Consider the following 17,076-nt stretch of genomic DNA (forward strand, 5'->3'; position numbering starts at 1 on the left):
ACAGACGCTCACGCACCGTTCTCCGGTTGCATACCCGCAGGCCGGGGCGGGGAAGCTGTGCCGCATTCCACAGCGCGCCCGGCGTGTTCACACCTCCGCCGGACGCGTTCCGGTGGGCCCGGGGTCACGCCTCGGGCCGCTGCTCCAGCTCCCGCTTGAGGTTGCGCAGCGTCCGGTCGATGTTGCGGATCTGGAAGGCGGCGAAGGTGCTGCCTCCGGTGGCGATCCGGTCGAAGACCCCGGCCACCGCGTCCGGCCAGGAGCGCCGGTCGTCGGTCCAGGTCTCGGTGACCTTCGTGCCGCCTTCCGTGCTGTGGAAGCGGTACTCCCAGGTCGCGATGGGGGACTTCAGCTTCGGGTGCCGCAGGCCGATGGCGTGCACGCGGAAGGCGAAGCGGCGGCCCGGGTCGGCCTCGGTCACGGTGCAGCGGGTGGTCCAGCGGAAGACGCCGCGCTTGTTGCGGCCCTCGAAGACGGTGCCCACCTCGGCGGGTCCGTCCCCGCCGGGCACGGTCGCCCCCAGGTTCTCCGGGCTCCAGCGGCCCATCCGGGCGGGCCGGCTGATCTGTTCGTACACGGCCTGGGGTGCCGCGTCGATCCGGATGCTGCGGGACACGGTGAATTCGCGGGGCATGGGCACTCCGTTCCTCGGCGGATGCCGGGAGCGCGGACCCGGTGCGGGCTGCGTCGTCGGTCCGGCTCGTGCCGGACCGACCGGTTCGGCCATCTCTCCGCCGGCCCGACCGGATCGCGTCGGGCCGGGGGTACGCGGCGGCACGGTGCGCGGTGGCGCGGACCGGGCCGCGGACGGGGCTCCCGGCCCGCGTGACCCTACTTGTCGGTAGTCGGGCTGTCAGGGGTTCTCGGGAGTGCGGACTGCCCATGAGGGGACGGGCCGCCCTCGCGAGTGCGGGCGCACCGGAGGGCAGACGGATGCCGAGGGGGCGCCCCGAAGTGCGGGCGGGTGGTGAAGCGCTGGGGCGTACGCGGGGCAACCGGTACGATCGAGAGGGCACCCCGGATCTTCCCAGGACCCCGGTGCTCCGGATGTGCGGCACACCACCTGTGAGCTGCCCCTCATTCCGCGCCCAGGGGCTGGATGTGCTAGTGGCCCGATTGGCTACGGCTCCGGCCTCTGTGGCACACTGTCCAGGTTGCTCGGTTGAGTGCCGATGCTGCGCGCCTCCCGCCGGGAGGACCGGAAGCGAGTCCCAGGTATTCGTCGCCCCTCGTCAGGGGCGGAAGTACGGGAATCTTCCGGGAAGCGTAGGAGGGGCTTCCAGCCAGGCACCCGGTGGGATTCCTCCCCCGGCTCCTTCCTCATGTGGATCGCGGACGGATCGCGTATGCGTCCGTGGAACCTCGGCGGAGTACTGCTGAGCAGAACTGCGAGAAGGATGCCGACACGCCCGACCGCGTGGGTCGAGTGAGGGTGGGAGCCCATGGGTTCCGGAGCGTTACGAGAGACAGGACTACGAAGTAGCCATGGCGGGACAGAAGATCCGCATCAGGCTCAAGGCCTACGACCACGAGGTCATCGACAACTCGGCGAAGAAGATCGTCGAGACGGTGACGCGTACTGGCGCGTCGGTCGCCGGCCCGGTGCCGCTGCCCACAGAGAAGAACGTGTACTGCGTCATCAAGTCGCCGCACAAGTACAAGGATGCGCGCGAGCACTTCGAGATGCGTACCCACAAGCGTCTGATCGACATCCTCGACCCGACTCCCAAGACCGTTGACTCGCTGATGCGCCTGGACCTCCCGGCCGGCGTCGACATCGAGATCAAGCTCTGAGGGGTGTCGTAGAGATGGCTAAGCAGATCAAGGGCGTCCTGGGCGAGAAGCTCGGCATGACCCAGGTCTGGGACGACAACAACCGCGTTGTCCCCGTGACCGTCGTCAAGGCCGGTCCGAACGTTGTGACCCAGGTCCGCACCGCAGACAGGGACGGCTACGAGGCCGTCCAGATCGCCTTCGGCGAGATCGACCCGCGCAAGGTGAACAAGCCCCTCAAGGGCCACTTCGCCAAGGCCGACGTCACCCCCCGCCGCCACCTGGTGGAACTCCGCACCTCCGACGCGTCCGAGTACACGCTCGGCCAGGAGCTGACCGCGGACACCTTCGAGGCCGGCTTCAAGGTCGACGTCACCGGCAACTCCAAGGGCAAGGGCTTCGCCGGCGGCATGAAGCGCCATGGCTTCCGCGGCGGCAAGGCGTCCCACGGTGCGCACCGCATCCACCGCAAGCCGGGCGCCATCGGTGGCTGCGCCACCCCGGGCCGTGTCTTCAAGGGCACCCGGATGGCCGGCCGGATGGGCAACGAGCGGGTCACCACCCAGAACCTGACCGTCCACGCCGTTGACGCGGAGAAGGGCCTGCTGCTCATCAAGGGCGCAGTCCCCGGTCCGAACGGCGGCCTCGTCCTGGTCCGTACCGCGGCCAAGGGGGCTTGAGGAACCGATGAGCACCATTGACATCCTTTCGCCGGCCGGCGACAAGACCGGGACCGTCGAGCTCCCCGCGGAGATCTTCGACGTGCAGGTCAGCGTTCCGCTGATCCACCAGGTCGTCGTCGCCCAGCTGGCAGCGGCCCGTCAGGGCACGCACAAGACCAAGACGCGCGGCGAGGTCCGCGGCGGCGGCAAGAAGCCGTACCGCCAGAAGGGCACCGGCCGCGCCCGCCAGGGCTCGACCCGCGCTCCGCAGTTCGCCGGCGGTGGCGTCGTGCACGGCCCGGTGCCGCGCGACTACTCGCAGCGGACCCCGAAGAAGATGAAGGCCGCCGCGCTGCGTGGCGCCCTCTCCGACCGGGCCCGCCACGGCCGCGTCCACGCCGTCTCCGGTGTGGTCGAGGGCGAGATCTCGACGAAGGCCGCGAAGAACCTGTTCGGCCGGATCAGCGAGCGGAAGAACCTGCTGCTGGTCGCCGAGCGCTCCGACGAGGCCGCCTGGCTGTCCGCCCGCAACCTGCCCCAGGTGCACATCCTGGAGCCGGGCCAGCTCAACACCTACGACGTGCTCGTCTCGGACGACGTGGTCTTCACCCGGGCCGCGCTCGAGTCCTTCGTTGCTGGCCCGCAGGCCCACACCGAAGGGAGCGACGCCTGATGGCTACGCGACACCCGAGCATTGCCTCCAAGGCAGCGAAGGCCGCGAAGGCCGCCCGCGTCGCCAAGGCCGCCCGCCGGGCCGCCGACGGTCCGGGCCCGATCGCGCCGGCCGACCCGAGCAAGGTCTTCACCGACCCGCGCGACCTGCTGGTCAAGCCGGTCGTGTCGGAGAAGAGCTACGCGCTGCTGGACGAGAACAAGTACACGTTCATCGTCGACCCGCGTGCGAACAAGACCCAGATCAAGCAGGCCGTCGAAGAGGTCTTCTCGGTCAAGGTCGCCGGGGTCAACACGATCAACCGCCAGGGCAAGCGCAAGCGCACCCGCACCGGTTACGGCAAGCGCGCGGACACCAAGCGCGCCATCGTGACCCTTGTCGAGGGCGACCGAATCGACATCTTCGGCGGCCCGGCCTCCTGACGGGGGCCAGGTCGTTCTGAAGTCCGGAATCTTCCGAGGACTGAGAAATGGGTATCCGCAAGTACAAGCCGACGACTCCGGGCCGTCGCGGCTCATCCGTCGCCGACTTCGTCGAGATCACGCGGTCCACGCCGGAGAAGTCGCTGGTCCGCCCGCTGCACAGCAAGGGCGGCCGTAACAACGCCGGTCGTGTGACTGCGCGCCACCAGGGCGGTGGCCACAAGCGCGCCTACCGCGTGATCGACTTCCGTCGGCACGACAAGGACGGCGTGCCGGCGAAGGTCGCGCACATCGAGTACGACCCGAACCGCACCGCGCGCATCGCGCTGCTGCACTACGCGGACGGCGAGAAGCGCTACATCCTCGCCCCGCGCGGCATCCAGCAGGGCGACCGCATCGAGAACGGCCAGGGCGCCGACATCAAGCCCGGCAACAACCTGCCGCTGCGCTTCATCCCCGTGGGTACGACGATCCACGCGATCGAGCTGAAGCCGGGCGGCGGCGCCAAGTTCGCCCGCTCGGCCGGTGCCTCGGTGCAGCTGCTGGCGAAGGAGGGCCGGATGGCCCACCTGCGTATGCCGTCCGGTGAGATCCGGCTGGTCGACGTCCGCTGCCGCGCCACCGTCGGCGAGGTCGGCAACGCCGAGCAGTCGAACATCAACTGGGGCAAGGCCGGCCGTATGCGCTGGAAGGGCGTCCGCCCGACCGTCCGCGGTGTGGTCATGAACCCGATCGACCACCCGCACGGTGGTGGTGAGGGTCGTACCTCCGGTGGCCGCCACCCGGTTTCGCCGTGGGGTCAGAAGGAGGGGCGTACGCGCTCGCCGAAGAAGGCCAGCAACAAGTACATCGTCCGCCGCCGCAAGACGAACAAGAAGCGCTAGGAGGCGGGTTTAGATGCCGCGCAGTCTCAAGAAGGGGCCCTTCGTCGACGACCACCTCGCCAAGAAGGTGGACGGCCAGAACGACGCGGGCACCAAGAACGTCATCAAGACCTGGTCTCGCCGCTCGATGATCGTCCCGGCCATGCTGGGCCACACGATCGCGGTGCACGACGGCCGCAAGCACGTCCCGGTGTTCGTCACCGAGTCGATGGTCGGCCACAAGCTCGGCGAGTTCGCGCCGACCCGCACCTTCCGCGGCCACGTGAAGGACGACCGCAAGTCGCGTCGTCGCTGAACGGCTGGGTGCGAAGACTATGACTGACACCGAAGGGACAACCATGGAAGCCAGGGCCTCAGCGCGCTATGTGCGCGTCACGCCCATGAAGGCCCGCCGGGTGGTGGACCTTGTTCGTGGCATGGACGCCACGGAGGCTCAGGCGGTCCTGCGTTTCGCCCCGCAGGCCGCGAGCATGCCGGTGGGCAAGGTGCTCGACAGCGCCATCGCCAACGCCGCGCACAACTACGACCACACCGACGCCGACAGCCTCTACATCTCCGAGGCATACGTCGACGAGGGCCCGACCCTGAAGCGGTTCCGGCCGCGCGCCCAGGGCCGCGCCTACCGGATCCGTAAGCGGACGAGCCACATCACCGTGGTCGTGAGCAGCAAGGAAGGAACCCGGTAATGGGCCAGAAGGTAAACCCGCACGGGTTCCGGCTCGGCGTCACCACCGACTTCAAGTCGCGCTGGTATGCCGACAAGCTCTACAAGGACTACGTCAAGGAAGACGTCTCGATCCGCCGCATGCTCACTCAGGGCATGGAGCGGGCGGGCATCTCCAAGGTGGAGATCGAGCGCACGCGTGACCGCGTCCGCGTCGACGTCCACACCGCCCGTCCGGGCATCGTCATCGGCCGCCGCGGCGCCGAGGCGGACCGGCTGCGCGGCAACCTGGAGAAGCTCACCGGCAAGCAGATCCAGTTCAACATCCTCGAGGTGAAGAACCCCGAGACGGACGCGCAGCTCGTCGCCCAGGCGGTCGCCGAGCAGCTCTCCTCCCGGGTCTCCTTCCGCCGCGCCATGCGCAAGAGCATGCAGACGGCGATGAAGGCCGGTGCCAAGGGCATCAAGATCCAGTGCGGCGGCCGTCTCGGCGGTGCCGAGATGTCGCGCTCGGAGTTCTACCGCGAGGGCCGGGTCCCGCTGCACACGCTGCGCGCCAACGTCGACTACGGCTTCTTCGAGGCCCGTACGACCTTCGGCCGCATCGGTGTGAAGGTGTGGATCTACAAGGGCGATGTCAAGAACATCTCCGAGGTGCGCGCCGAGAACGCCGCGGCCCGCGCGGGCAACCGCCCGTCGCGCGGCGGTGGCAACGACCGTCCCCGTGGTCGGGGCGGCGAGCGTCGCGGTCGCAAGCCGCAGCAGGGCCAGGGTTCGGCCGAGGCTCCCAAGACGGAGTCCGCGCCGGCCGGTGCCGCTGCCGAGCCGAGCGCTTCAGGAAAGGAGAGCTGACCCATGCTGATCCCGCGCAGGGTCAAGCACCGCAAGCAGCACCACCCGAAGCGCACGGGTATGGCCAAGGGCGGTACCGAGGTCGCGTTCGGTGAGTACGGCATCCAGGCTGTGACCGGTGCCTACGTGACGAACCGGCAGATCGAGGCCGCTCGTATCTCCATGACTCGTCACATCAAGCGTGGCGGCAAGGTGTGGATCAACATCTACCCCGACCGCCCGCTGACCAAGAAGCCCGCCGAGACCCGCATGGGTTCCGGTAAGGGTTCGCCCGAGTGGTGGATCGCGAACGTCAAGCCGGGGCGCGTGATGTTCGAGCTGTCCTACCCGAACGAGAAGATTGCTCGTGAGGCGCTCACCCGCGCTGCTCACAAGCTTCCGATGAAGTGCCGCATCGTGCGGCGCGAGGCAGGTGACGCGTGATGGCGGCCGGAACCAAGGCGTCCGAGCTGCGCGAGCTGGGCGACGAGGAGCTTGGCTCCAAGCTCCGCGAAGCCAAGGACGAGCTGTTCAAGCTCCGCTTCCAGGCGGCGACCGGGCAGCTCGAGAACCACGGTCGGCTCAAGGCCGTCCGCAAGGACATCGCCCGGATCTACACCCTGATGCGTGAGCGCGAGCTGGGCATCGAGACGGTGGAGAGCGCCTGATGAGCGAGACGAATGTGACTGAGACACAGCAGGAGCGCGGCTTCCGCAAGACCCGGCAGGGTCTTGTCGTCAGCGACAAGATGGACAAGACCGTCGTCGTCGCCGTCGAGGACCGCGTCACGCACGCCCTGTACGGCAAGGTCATCCGCCGTACCAACAAGCTCAAGGCGCACGACGAGCAGAACGCTGCCGGTGTCGGCGACCGCGTCCTCCTGATGGAGACCCGGCCGCTGTCCGCCACCAAGCGCTGGCGCATCGTCGAGATCCTCGAGAAGGCCAAGTAGGACCTCCCTTCTGGGGAGTCCCGGAGAAGCTGCCTGAGGGGGTACCCCCGCAGGTTCGTTCCGCCAGGCTCGGCAGGGATCGCGAGATCCCTGCCGGGAACCGGCAGACATACAGGAGATAGACGTGATCCAGCAGGAGTCCCGGCTTCGCGTCGCCGACAACACGGGTGCGAAGGAGATTCTCACCATCCGTGTGCTCGGCGGTTCGGGCCGGCGCTACGCGGGCATCGGTGACGTCGTCGTCGCTACCGTCAAGGACGCGATCCCGGGCGGGAACGTGAAGAAGGGCGACATCGTCAAGGCTGTCATCGTGCGCACCGTCAAGGAGCGCCGCCGCCCCGACGGCTCGTACATCCGGTTCGACGAGAACGCCGCCGTCATCCTCAAGAACGACGGCGACCCTCGCGGTACCCGCATCTTCGGCCCGGTCGGTCGTGAGCTGCGCGAGAAGAAGTTCATGAAGATCATCTCGCTCGCGCCGGAGGTGCTGTGACCATGAGGATCAAGAAGGGCGACCTGGTTCAGGTCATCACCGGCAAGGACAAGGGCAAGCAGGGCAAGGTCATCGTGGCCTACCCCCGCGAGGACCGTGTCCTGGTCGAGGGTGTCAACCGGGTCAAGAAGCACACCAAGGCCGGTCAGACGGCCCGCGGTTCGAAGACCGGCGGCATCGTGACGACCGAGGCCCCCATCCACGTCAGCAACGTTCAGCTGATCGTGGAAGCGGACGGCAAGAAGGTCGTGACCCGCGTCGGGTACCGCTTCGACGACGAAGGCAACAAGATCCGCGTTGCCAAGCGGACCGGTGAGGACATCTGATGACTGCCACCACCTCTGAGGCCCCCCGCCTCAAGCAGCGCTACCGCGCCGAGATCCAGGGCAAGCTGCAGGACGAGTTCGCCTACGACAACGTCATGCGGATCCCCGGGCTGACCAAGATCGTGGTCAACATGGGTGTGGGCGACGCCGCCCGCGACTCCAAGCTGATCGAGGGTGCCATCAAGGACCTCGCCACGATCACCGGGCAGAAGCCCGCCGTCACCAAGGCCCGCAAGTCCATCGCGCAGTTCAAGCTGCGCGAGGGGCAGCCGATCGGCGCCCACGTGACGCTGCGCGGCGACCGGATGTGGGAGTTCCTGGACCGCCTGCTGTCCCTCGCGCTGCCGCGCATCCGCGACTTCCGCGGACTGTCGCCCAAGCAGTTCGACGGCAGGGGCAACTACACCTTCGGTCTCACGGAGCAGGTCATGTTCCACGAGATCGACCAGGACAAGATCGACCGGGTCCGGGGCATGGACATCACCGTGGTCACCACGGCGACCACCGACGACGAGGGCCGCGCCCTGCTTCGTCACCTCGGCTTCCCGTTCAAGGAGAACTGACCATGGCGAAGAAGGCCCTGATCTCCAAGGCCGGCCGCAAGCCCAAGTTCGCGGTGCGTGCCTACACGCGTTGCCAGCGTTGCGGCCGTCCGCACTCCGTCTACCGCAAGTTCGGCCTGTGCCGCGTGTGCCTCCGCCAGATGGCGCACCGTGGCGAGCTGCCGGGCGTGACCAAGAGCTCCTGGTAATCCCTTCGGGGACAAGCCAGGACTCTCGGTAAGCTGAAAAGTCGCTTACTACGCCGTAGGTCCCCCGCGACGCACCCGTCCCGTCGTCGGCCGCAAGGCCGGCGGACGGGGAGAAGGACGACGCAGACAGGGAAACCCCGGCGAGAGAGGCCGAAGGCCATCACATGACCATGACCGATCCCATCGCAGACATGCTGACGCGTCTGCGGAACGCGAACTCGGCGTACCACGACGCCGTCGAGATGCCGCACAGCAAGATCAAGTCGCACATCGCGGAGATCCTCCAGCAGGAGGGTTACATCACCGGCTGGAAGACCGAGGACGCCAAGGTCGGCAAGAACCTCGTTCTCGAGCTGAAGTTCGGCCCGAACCGCGAGCGCTCGATCGCCGGTATCAAGCGGATCTCCAAGCCGGGTCTGCGGGTCTACGCAAAGTCCACCAACCTGCCGAAGGTGCTCGGCGGCCTGGGCGTGGCGATCATCTCCACGTCGCACGGTCTGCTGACCGACAAGCAGGCTCAGAAGAAGGGCGTGGGTGGGGAAGTCCTCGCCTACGTCTGGTAACGGAAGGGAACGGAGGTAAAGCAATGTCGCGTATCGGCAAGCTCCCCATCCAGGTTCCCGCCGGTGTGGACGTCACCATCGATGGCCAGACGGTCGCGGTGAAGGGCCCCAAGGGCTCCCTCTCGCACACCGTTGCCGCGCCCATCGAGATCGCCAAGGGCGAGGACGGCGCGCTCGTCGTCACCCGTCCGAACGACGAGAGCCGGAACAGGGCCCTGCATGGCCTGTCCCGCACGCTGGTGGCGAACATGATCACTGGCGTGACCAACGGGTTCAGCAAGGACCTCGAGATCAGCGGTGTCGGCTACCGGGTCCAGGCCAAGGGCTCCGACCTGGAGTTCTCGCTGGGCTACAGCCACCCGATCCTGGTGGAGGCCCCCGAGGGGATCTCCTTCAAGGTCGAGTCCCCGACCAAGTTCACGGTCGAGGGCATCGACAAGCAGCGGGTCGGCGAGGTCTCCGCGAAGATCCGCAAGCTGCGCAAGCCCGACCCCTACAAGGCCAAGGGCGTGAAGTACGCGGGCGAGGTCATCCGCCGCAAGGTCGGAAAGGCTGGTAAGTAAGCCATGGCATACGGCGTGAAGATCGCCAAGGGCGACGCCTACAAGCGCTCCGCTGCCAAGCGCCGGCACATCCGCATCCGGAAGAAGGTCTCGGGCACGCCCGAGCGCCCCCGTCTGGTGGTGACCCGCACCAACCGCGGAATCACCGCGCAGGTGATCGACGACCTCGCGGGCCACACGCTGGCCTCGGCGTCGCACCTGGACGGTTCGGTCCGCGGCGGCGAGGGCGACAAGAGCGCCCAGGCCCAGCAGGTCGGCGCACTGGTCGCCGAGCGTGCGAAGGCCGCGGGTGTCGAGGCTGTCGTGTTCGACCGCGGTGGCAACAAGTACGCAGGGCGGATTGCCGCTCTGGCCGACGCCGCCCGCGAGGCCGGGCTCAAGTTCTGAGCACGGTCCTGCAAGCGGACGTTAATCGAGAGAGGTAATTCCAATGGCTGGACCCCAGCGCCGCGGTGGCGGCGCCGGTGGCGGCGACCGGCGGGACCGTAAGGGCCGGGACGGCGGCGCCGCCGCCGAGAAGACTGCGTACGTTGAGCGCGTCGTCGCGATCAACCGTGTCGCCAAGGTTGTGAAGGGTGGTCGTCGCTTCAGCTTCACCGCGCTGGTCGTGGTGGGCGACGGTGACGGCACCGTGGGTGTCGGATACGGCAAGGCCAAGGAGGTGCCGGCCGCCATCGCCAAGGGTGTGGAGGAGGCCAAGAAGCACTTCTTCAAGGTCCCCCGCATCCAGGGCACCATTCCGCACCCGATCCAGGGTGAGGAAGCCGCGGGTGTCGTGCTGCTCAAGCCGGCCTCGCCCGGTACCGGTGTGATCGCCGGTGGCCCGGTGCGTGCCGTGCTGGAGTGCGCGGGCATCCACGACGTGCTGAGCAAGTCGCTCGGCTCGTCGAACCCGATCAACATCGTGCATGCCACGGTGGGTGCGCTCCGCGGGCTTCAGCGCCCGGAGGAGATCGCGGCCCGTCGCGGCCTGCCGCTGGAGGACGTGGCACCCGCCGCTCTGCTGCGGGCGCGTGCAGGGGTGAGCGCGTAATGGCTCGCCTGAAGATCACGCAGACGCGTTCCGTCATCGGGACCAAGCAGAACCACCGTGACACGCTGCGGACCCTGGGTCTCAAGCGCGTCAACGATGTGGCCGTCCGCGAGGCCAGCGACGTCGTTCGCGGTCAGGTGCACACCGTGCGCCACCTCGTGACGGTCGAGGAGGTCGACTGAGATGGCTGACTCCGAGAACCCGCTGAAGGTGCACAACCTCCGTCCGGCCCCGGGCGCCAAGACCGCCAAGACCCGCGTGGGTCGTGGTGAGGCGTCCAAGGGCAAGACCGCGGGCCGTGGTACCAAGGGCACCAAGGCCCGGTACCAGGTTCCGGAGCGCTTCGAGGGCGGGCAGATGCCGCTGGTCATGCGGCTGCCCAAGCTCAAGGGCTTCAACAACCCCGCCCACAAGCAGTTCCAGGTGGTGAACCTGGAGAAGCTGGCCGCGCTCTACCCGCAGGGTGGCGAGGTCACGGTGGCCGACCTGGTCGCCAAGGGCGCTGTGCGCAAGAACGAGCTGGTCAAGGTGCTCGGTGACGGCGACATCTCGGTGGCGCTGACGGTGACCGTCGACAAGGTCTCCGGCTCCGCCAAGGAGAAGATCACCGCCGCCGGCGGCACCGTCACCGAACTCCTCTGAGTTCGTTGACCAGGTGAACGACAGGCCGGGGATGTCCCAACGGGACATCCCCGGCTGGTTGTTTGCGTAGCTGGTCGTTTCTCGGTGGTGCACCGGCCGGTAAGGTGGCACCACGTTGATAACTGTCGATCCTCAAGACCGTCACCTCTCGCGCCAGTAGATCGCGGGGGGCGCAGGAGGCACCGTGCTCACCGCGTTCGCCCGGGCGTTCCAGACGCCCGACCTGCGCAAGAAGCTGCTCTTCACGCTCGGCATCATGGTGCTCTTCCGAATCGGAGCGCACGTTCCGGTGCCGGGCGTCAGCTACGAGAACGTCCAAGCCTGTATGGACGAGGCCAAGGGCGCGCAGGGCCTCTTCGGCCTGGTCAACATGTTCAGCGGTGGCGCGCTGCTGCAGATCACCATCTTCGCGCTCGGGATCATGCCGTACATCACGGCGAGCATCATCCTGCAGCTGCTGGTGGTGGTCATCCCCCGGCTGGAGGCTCTGAAGAAGGAGGGGCAGGCCGGACAGGCGAAGATCACGCAGTACACCCGTTATCTGACCGTCGCGCTCGCCATCCTCCAGGCCACCGGTCTGGTCGCCACCGCGCGCAGCGGCAGCCTCTTCCAGAGCTGCAGCGTCGCCAGTCAGATCATCCCCGACCAGTCGATCTTCAGCACCATTGTGATGGTCATCACGATGACCGCGGGTACCGGCCTGATCATGTGGCTGGGCGAGCTGATCACCGACCGCGGTATCGGCAACGGCATGTCGATCCTGATGTTCGTCTCCATCGCGGCCGGTTTCCCCGGCGCGCTGTGGGCCATCAAGAAGCAGGGCAAGCTCGCGGACGGCTGGATCGAGTTCGGTGCGGTCATCCTCTGCGGCCTGGCGATGGTCGCCCTGGTGGTCTTCGTCGAGCAGGCCCAGCGCCGTATTCCGGTGCAGTACGCGAAGCGCATGATCGGCCGACGGAGTTACGGCGGCACCTCGACCTACATTCCGCTGAAGGTCAACCAGGCCGGTGTGATTCCCGTCATCTTCGGCTCGTCGCTGCTCTACATCCCCGCGCTGATCGTGCAGTTCAGCGGATCCCAGGCGGGCTGGGCGCAGTGGATCCAGTCGCACTTCGTAAAGGGTGACCACCCGCTTTACATCGCGACCTACTTCCTGCTGATCGTCTTCTTCGCCTTCTTCTACGTCGCCATCTCCTTCAACCCCGAAGAAGTTGCCGACAACATGAAGAAGTATGGTGGCTTCATCCCGGGTATCCGGGCTGGTCGTCCCACCGCGGAGTACCTGAGCTACGTGCTGAACCGGATCACGTGGCCCGGCTCTCTGTACCTGGGTCTGATCGCACTGGTGCCGACCGTCGCGCTGATCATGTTCAACGCCAACCAGAACTTCCCGTTCGGCGGAACGAGCATCCTGATCATCGTGGGCGTCGGTCTCGAGACCGTGAAGCAGATCGAGAGCCAGCTTCAGCAGCGCCATTACGAAGGGTTCCTCCGCTGATGCGTATCGTCCTGGTCGGGCCGCCTGGTGCAGGCAAGGGGACGCAGGCCGCGTTCCTCGCCAAGAACCTCGCGATCCCGCACATCGCCACCGGCGACCTCTTTCGCGCCAACATCAGCCAGGGCACTCCGCTCGGGCAGAAAGCGCAGGAGTACATGCGGGCCGGCCAGCTGGTCCCCGACGAGGTCACCATCGGGATGGCCAAGGGGCGCATGGAGGAGCAGGACGCCGCGGGCGGCTTCCTGCTCGACGGCTTCCCCCGGAACATCGCCCAGGCCCAGGCGCTGGACGGCTACCTGGACGAGACCGGTCTGAAGCTGGACGCGGTGCTCGACCTGGAGGTCCCCGAGGACGAGGTCGTCAAGCGGATCGCCGGTCGGCGGATCTGCCGCAACGACAGCAGCCACGTCTTCCACGTCGAGTACAGCCCCGCCAAGACCGAGGGCGTCTGCGACACCTGCGGCGGCGAGCTCTACCAGCGTGAGGACGACCGCGAGGAGACCGTGCGCAAGCGGCTCGAGGTCTACCACAGCGAGACCGAGCCGATCATCGACCACTACAAGGCGCAGGGGCTCGTGACCACGATCTCCGCGCTGGGTGCGGTCAGCGAGGTGACGGAGCGCGCGATGCAGGCGATCTCCGCGGAGTAGCAGGGACCGGGCGCGCGAGAGCGGCGCCCGGGAGCCCGGGGCGTGCACGCCGCGCCGGGCATCGGCCGTTGCGACGGGGCCGGACCAGGGGTCCGGCCCCGTCGGCTGTTCCGGCTGCCTTCCGGACCGCGGGCGTCGCCCGGACCGGGAGGGGAGACGGCACCTGTGCGACCGCGGCCCGCGACGGGCCCGGCCGGGCGGCGGCCCCCGCGCCCGCGGGCCGGGACCGGCGGCAGGTGGCCGCGCCGGGGACCGGCGGGGCAGGTTGGCTGCGCCGGGGAACGGTGGCCGGGACGGCGTTCCCGCCTCCGGACCGGGGCTGGCAGACTTGTGGGGGCAGTTTTCGTACAGGGAGCAGTCGGCGGCGGGAGCCGTCGGCCAGGGAAGGCGGACGTCGGCATGGTCGAGATCAAGACCCCGGAGCAGATCGCGAAGATGCGCGAGGCGGGGCTGGTCGTCGCGGCCATGCACCGGGCGTGCGCCGAGGCCGCGGTGCCCGGCGCGACCACGAAGGACTTGGACGAGGTCGCGGCGAAGGTGCTGGCCGACCACGGTGCGAAGCCGAACTTCCTCGGGTACGGCGGCTTCCCCGGGAACATCTGCACCTCGGTGAACGAGGTCGTGGTGCACGGCATCCCCAGCAAGGAGACCGTCCTCAAGGCCGGTGACCTGCTGTCCATCGACGCGGGCGCGATCATCGACGGCTGGCACGGGGACGCCGCGCTGACCGTCTTCGTCGGCGAGGGGCACTCTGCGGAGCTGCGCGAGCTGAGCCGGGTGACGGAGGAGTCGATGTGGGCCGGCATCGCCGCGATGCGCAAGGGCAACCGGCTGGTGGACATCTCCAAGGCGATCGAGAGCTACATCCGGCGGCAGCCGCGCCCGGCGGGCGGCAAGTACGGGATCATCGAGGACTACGGCGGCCACGGCATCGGCTCGCAGATGCACATGGACCCGCACCTGCTGAACTACGTCGAGCGGCGCCGCGGCCGGGGCCCGAAGCTGGTGCCGGGGATGTGCCTGGCCATCGAGCCGATGGTGAGCCTGGGCACGGCCCGTACGCATGTGCTGTCGGACGACTGGACGGTCAAGACGAACGACGGCACCTGGTCCTCCCACTGGGAGCACTCGATCGCCCTCACCGAGCAGGGGCCGCTGGTGCTCACCGCGCCGGACGGCGGCCGCGCCAAGCTGGCCGAGCTCGGCATCGAGGCCGCGCCGGACCCGCTGGGCTGAGCGCCCGGTCGCCGCGGAGCGGTCCGGAGGCTTCCGGCGCGCGCCCGGTCCTCCGTCCCGGGCCCCGGGGGGTTTCCGGCTCCGGACCCACCCCGGAGCCACCCAGGTGGACCCACCCGGGTGAATCGGCCCGGATCGCGGCTCGGCGGATTAGGCAGTGCGCGCCGCGGGGAGACTCCCCCGATTCGTCTATTCGGGGAGCGGTGTCGTAGACTGGCTCGTCGGCCCAGGTGTACCCGTTTGCCATCGGCGAGCCCGGGCCTCCCAGGTAGCCGATCCCGGAAGGTGAAGCGCTCAAGCATGGCCAAAAAACAAGGGGCCATCGAGATCGAGGGCACCGTCGTCGAGTCTCTCCCGAACGCGATGTTCAAGGTTGAGCTCCAGAACGGGCACCAGGTCCTCGCGCACATCAGCGGCAAGATGCGGATGCACTACATCCGTATCCTTCCCGACGACCGGGTCGTGGTGGAGCTGTCTCCCTACGACCTGACGCGCGGACGGATCGTCTACCGCTACAAGTAGATCGACAGATCGTGCCGGCTTCCCCGCTCCCGTGGGGAGAAGGCCAGACCCGGAGAACCTCACACCATGAAGGTCAAGCCGAGCGTCAAGAAGATCTGCGACAAGTGCAAGGTGATCCGCCGCCACGGACGGGTCATGGTCATTTGTGACAACCTGCGCCACAAGCAGCGCCAGGGCTGACTAGACGACCTGCCTTTCGCAGTTCCTTCGCGCGACGCGAGCAACAGTTGCATAAGCAGAACCCGGCGCCGTACGCGGTGTCGACACCCCCGGTCGGAGGCCGGGGACCTGTCCTCCAGGGGACGGGAGCGGGACTGCTTCAGACCTCCGACGAAATCATCAGGAGCCACATCCATGGCACGCCTCGCTGGCGTCGACCTCCCGCGCGAGAAGCGCGTCGAGGTCGCCCTCACCTACGTCTTCGGCATCGGCCGCACCCTTGCCCAGCAGACCCTGCGCGAGACCGGGGTCAGCCCGGACACCCGCGTCCGGGACCTGGACGAGGAGGAGATGGTCAAGCTCCGCGAATACGTGGACAACAACCTCCAGGTCGAGGGTGACCTCCGCCGTGAGATCCAGGCCGACATCCGCCGCAAGGTGGAGATCGGCTGCTACGAGGGCCTGCGTCACCGGCGCGGTCTCCCGGTCCACGGCCAGCGCACGAAGACCAACGCCCGCACCCGTAAGGGCCCGCGTCGCGCCATCGCCGGCAAGAAGAAGCCGGGCAAGAAGTAGTCCACACCGGACACGCTGCAAGCGGTCCGCGTTGTAGGACCGACCACCTCACGGGAGTTATCTCTATATGCCTCCGAAGGGCCGTACGGCCGGCGCCAAGAAGGTGCGCCGCAAGGAGAAGAAGAACGTTGCCCACGGGCACGCTCACATCAAGAGCACGTTCAACAACACCATCGTTTCGATCACCGACCCGACCGGCAACGTGATCTCCTGGGCTTCCGCCGGCCACGTCGGCTTCAAGGGCTCGCGCAAGTCGACGCCGTTCGCCGCGCAGATGGCCGCCGAGAACGCGGCGCGCCGCGCGCAGGAGCACGGCATGCGGAAGGTCGACGTCTTCGTCAAGGGTCCCGGCTCCGGCCGTGAGACCGCGATCCGCTCGCTCCAGGCCACCGGCCTCGAGGTCGGCTCCATCCAGGACGTCACCCCCACCCCGCACAACGGCTGCCGCCCGCCGAAGCGTCGCCGGGTCTGAGAACTGAAGTAGGAGATCACCACACATGGCGCGTTACACCGGGGCCGACTGCAAGCGTTGCCGTCGGGAGAAGCAGAAGCTCTTCCTCAAGGGAGCTAAGTGCGAGAGCGCGAAGTGCCCGATCGAGATCCGTCCTTACCCCCCGGGTGAGCACGGGCGCGGGCGCACCAAGGACTCCGAGTACCTGCTGCAGAAGCGCGAGAAGCAGAAGGCCGCCCGTATCTACGGCGTGCTGGAGAAGCAGTTCCGCGGGTACTTCAACGAGGCCAACCGACAGCAGGGCAAGACGGGTGAGAACCTGCTGCGGATTCTGGAGACCCGTCTGGACAACGTCGTGTACCGGGCCGGCTTCGCCAAGTCCCGGGACCACGCCCGCCAGCTCGTCAAGCACGGTCACATCGCGCTGAACGGTCGCAAGACCGACATCCCCTCGGCGCGGGTCTCCGTCAACGACATCGTCGAGGTCCGTCCGTCCTCCCGTAACCTGACCCCCTTCCAGGTGGCGGCTGCGGAGGCCGGCGAGAAGACCGTTCCGGCGTGGCTGGAGTCCATTCCGGCGAAGATGCGGATCCTCGTCCACTCGATGCCCGAGCGCCAGGTGATCGACACCCAGGTGCAGGAGCAGCTCATCGTCGAGCTGTACTCGAAGTAGCCGAGGCGGCTGATCGTCGAGCGTGCCCGGGTCCGCCGGGTCCGCTCACTCGGGTGCGGGGCGGTTCCGGTCGGTTTCG

The 17,076-nt window shown here is 67.9% G+C and carries 30 protein-coding genes; 29 read left to right on the forward strand and 1 reads right to left on the reverse strand.

Annotated elements, in window-relative coordinates; genetic code table 11:
- Positions 1–124: 124 nt before the first annotated feature.
- The gene (locus ACFYMO_RS23515) at positions 125–634 is read right to left on the reverse strand and encodes an SRPBCC family protein (RefSeq protein WP_019354953.1); all 510 of its coding nucleotides are present in this window, start codon (positions 632–634) and stop codon (positions 125–127) included.
- Between the two features lie 851 nt (positions 635–1,485).
- Here ACFYMO_RS23515 and rpsJ point away from each other — a divergent pair.
- The 29 genes from rpsJ (at position 1,486) to rpsD (ending at position 16,997) form a co-directional block, all read left to right on the forward strand.
- Positions 1,486–1,794 (forward strand): 30S ribosomal protein S10, encoded by a 309-nt coding sequence (gene rpsJ, locus ACFYMO_RS23520; RefSeq protein WP_016909683.1) that lies wholly within the window; start codon positions 1,486–1,488, stop codon positions 1,792–1,794.
- A gap of 14 nt (positions 1,795–1,808) precedes the next feature.
- Entirely contained in the window at positions 1,809–2,453 is a 645-nt protein-coding gene (gene rplC, locus ACFYMO_RS23525; protein ID WP_366772424.1) for a 50S ribosomal protein L3, read from the forward strand.
- A gap of 7 nt (positions 2,454–2,460) precedes the next feature.
- Positions 2,461–3,108 carry a 50S ribosomal protein L4 gene (gene rplD, locus ACFYMO_RS23530; RefSeq protein WP_019354951.1) on the forward strand — a complete coding sequence of 216 codons (648 nt, stop codon included), beginning with the start codon at positions 2,461–2,463 and terminating at the stop codon, positions 3,106–3,108.
- Entirely contained in the window at positions 3,108–3,530 is a 423-nt protein-coding gene (gene rplW / locus ACFYMO_RS23535; protein ID WP_019354950.1) for a 50S ribosomal protein L23, read from the forward strand. The genes rplD and rplW overlap by 1 nt, the downstream gene beginning before the upstream one ends.
- A gap of 47 nt (positions 3,531–3,577) precedes the next feature.
- Entirely contained in the window at positions 3,578–4,414 is an 837-nt protein-coding gene (gene rplB / locus ACFYMO_RS23540; RefSeq protein ID WP_366772425.1) for a 50S ribosomal protein L2, read from the forward strand.
- 13 nt (positions 4,415–4,427) lie between these two features.
- Positions 4,428–4,709, forward strand: a complete 282-nt coding sequence (rpsS, locus tag ACFYMO_RS23545; protein WP_019354948.1) for a 30S ribosomal protein S19 — start codon at positions 4,428–4,430, stop codon at positions 4,707–4,709.
- Positions 4,710–4,752: 43 nt separating this feature from the next.
- Entirely contained in the window at positions 4,753–5,100 is a 348-nt protein-coding gene (gene rplV, locus ACFYMO_RS23550) for a 50S ribosomal protein L22 (RefSeq protein ID WP_360290973.1), read from the forward strand.
- Complete coding sequence (gene rpsC / locus ACFYMO_RS23555; protein WP_075002197.1) at positions 5,100–5,930, forward strand: 30S ribosomal protein S3; 831 nt, start codon at positions 5,100–5,102, stop codon at positions 5,928–5,930. The genes rplV and rpsC overlap by 1 nt, the downstream gene beginning before the upstream one ends.
- Before the next feature lie 3 nt (positions 5,931–5,933).
- On the forward strand, positions 5,934–6,353 hold the full coding sequence (gene rplP, locus ACFYMO_RS23560; RefSeq protein WP_019354945.1) for a 50S ribosomal protein L16: 420 nt from the start codon (positions 5,934–5,936) through the stop codon (positions 6,351–6,353).
- Positions 6,353–6,577, forward strand: coding sequence for a 50S ribosomal protein L29 (gene rpmC / locus ACFYMO_RS23565; RefSeq protein WP_019354944.1), 225 nt, complete (start codon positions 6,353–6,355; stop codon positions 6,575–6,577). The genes rplP and rpmC overlap by 1 nt, the downstream gene beginning before the upstream one ends.
- Positions 6,577–6,861 (forward strand): 30S ribosomal protein S17, encoded by a 285-nt coding sequence (gene rpsQ, locus ACFYMO_RS23570; RefSeq protein WP_019354943.1) that lies wholly within the window; start codon positions 6,577–6,579, stop codon positions 6,859–6,861. Before rpmC ends, rpsQ begins: the two co-directional genes overlap by 1 nt.
- A 124-nt stretch (positions 6,862–6,985) precedes the next feature.
- Positions 6,986–7,354, forward strand: coding sequence for a 50S ribosomal protein L14 (rplN, locus tag ACFYMO_RS23575; protein ID WP_019354942.1), 369 nt, complete (start codon positions 6,986–6,988; stop codon positions 7,352–7,354).
- 2 nt (positions 7,355–7,356) lie between these two features.
- Entirely contained in the window at positions 7,357–7,680 is a 324-nt protein-coding gene (rplX, locus tag ACFYMO_RS23580) for a 50S ribosomal protein L24 (RefSeq protein ID WP_026004359.1), read from the forward strand.
- Positions 7,680–8,243, forward strand: coding sequence for a 50S ribosomal protein L5 (gene rplE, locus ACFYMO_RS23585; RefSeq protein ID WP_019354940.1), 564 nt, complete (start codon positions 7,680–7,682; stop codon positions 8,241–8,243). Before rplX ends, rplE begins: the two co-directional genes overlap by 1 nt.
- Before the next feature lie 2 nt (positions 8,244–8,245).
- Positions 8,246–8,431, forward strand: coding sequence for a type Z 30S ribosomal protein S14 (locus ACFYMO_RS23590; protein WP_019354939.1), 186 nt, complete (start codon positions 8,246–8,248; stop codon positions 8,429–8,431).
- A gap of 164 nt (positions 8,432–8,595) precedes the next feature.
- Complete coding sequence (rpsH, locus tag ACFYMO_RS23595) at positions 8,596–8,994, forward strand: 30S ribosomal protein S8 (protein WP_019354938.1); 399 nt, start codon at positions 8,596–8,598, stop codon at positions 8,992–8,994.
- A gap of 23 nt (positions 8,995–9,017) precedes the next feature.
- Positions 9,018–9,557 carry a 50S ribosomal protein L6 gene (gene rplF, locus ACFYMO_RS23600; RefSeq protein ID WP_019354937.1) on the forward strand — a complete coding sequence of 180 codons (540 nt, stop codon included), beginning with the start codon at positions 9,018–9,020 and terminating at the stop codon, positions 9,555–9,557.
- Positions 9,558–9,560: 3 nt separating this feature from the next.
- Positions 9,561–9,944, forward strand: a complete 384-nt coding sequence (rplR, locus tag ACFYMO_RS23605; RefSeq protein WP_075002196.1) for a 50S ribosomal protein L18 — start codon at positions 9,561–9,563, stop codon at positions 9,942–9,944.
- A 43-nt stretch (positions 9,945–9,987) separates the two neighbouring features.
- Entirely contained in the window at positions 9,988–10,590 is a 603-nt protein-coding gene (gene rpsE, locus ACFYMO_RS23610) for a 30S ribosomal protein S5 (RefSeq protein ID WP_366772426.1), read from the forward strand.
- Complete coding sequence (gene rpmD, locus ACFYMO_RS23615; RefSeq protein WP_019354934.1) at positions 10,590–10,772, forward strand: 50S ribosomal protein L30; 183 nt, start codon at positions 10,590–10,592, stop codon at positions 10,770–10,772. Before rpsE ends, rpmD begins: the two co-directional genes overlap by 1 nt.
- 1 nt (position 10,773) lies before the next feature.
- Complete coding sequence (gene rplO / locus ACFYMO_RS23620) at positions 10,774–11,232, forward strand: 50S ribosomal protein L15 (RefSeq protein ID WP_075002194.1); 459 nt, start codon at positions 10,774–10,776, stop codon at positions 11,230–11,232.
- 184 nt (positions 11,233–11,416) lie between these two features.
- The gene (gene secY / locus ACFYMO_RS23625; protein ID WP_019354932.1) at positions 11,417–12,730 is read left to right on the forward strand and encodes a preprotein translocase subunit SecY; all 1,314 of its coding nucleotides are present in this window, start codon (positions 11,417–11,419) and stop codon (positions 12,728–12,730) included.
- The gene (locus ACFYMO_RS23630) at positions 12,730–13,380 is read left to right on the forward strand and encodes an adenylate kinase (RefSeq protein WP_027760768.1); all 651 of its coding nucleotides are present in this window, start codon (positions 12,730–12,732) and stop codon (positions 13,378–13,380) included. The genes secY and ACFYMO_RS23630 overlap by 1 nt, the downstream gene beginning before the upstream one ends.
- 399 nt (positions 13,381–13,779) lie before the next feature.
- Positions 13,780–14,616 (forward strand): type I methionyl aminopeptidase, encoded by an 837-nt coding sequence (gene map / locus ACFYMO_RS23635; RefSeq protein WP_360290891.1) that lies wholly within the window; start codon positions 13,780–13,782, stop codon positions 14,614–14,616.
- Positions 14,617–14,916: 300 nt separating this feature from the next.
- Entirely contained in the window at positions 14,917–15,138 is a 222-nt protein-coding gene (infA, locus tag ACFYMO_RS23640; RefSeq protein WP_003948620.1) for a translation initiation factor IF-1, read from the forward strand.
- A gap of 66 nt (positions 15,139–15,204) precedes the next feature.
- On the forward strand, positions 15,205–15,318 hold the full coding sequence (gene rpmJ, locus ACFYMO_RS23645) for a 50S ribosomal protein L36 (protein WP_003956441.1): 114 nt from the start codon (positions 15,205–15,207) through the stop codon (positions 15,316–15,318).
- A 174-nt stretch (positions 15,319–15,492) separates the two neighbouring features.
- Positions 15,493–15,873, forward strand: a complete 381-nt coding sequence (rpsM, locus tag ACFYMO_RS23650; RefSeq protein ID WP_019354929.1) for a 30S ribosomal protein S13 — start codon at positions 15,493–15,495, stop codon at positions 15,871–15,873.
- A 67-nt stretch (positions 15,874–15,940) separates the two neighbouring features.
- A complete protein-coding gene (gene rpsK / locus ACFYMO_RS23655; protein WP_016473404.1) occupies positions 15,941–16,345 on the forward strand; it encodes a 30S ribosomal protein S11 in 405 nt (134 codons plus the stop codon).
- Between the two features lie 25 nt (positions 16,346–16,370).
- Complete coding sequence (gene rpsD, locus ACFYMO_RS23660) at positions 16,371–16,997, forward strand: 30S ribosomal protein S4 (RefSeq protein ID WP_019354928.1); 627 nt, start codon at positions 16,371–16,373, stop codon at positions 16,995–16,997.
- Positions 16,998–17,076: the final 79 nt, after the last annotated feature.

The organism is Streptomyces sp. NPDC007025, assembly GCF_042869455.1.
GTDB lineage: Bacteria > Actinomycetota > Actinomycetes > Streptomycetales > Streptomycetaceae > Streptomyces.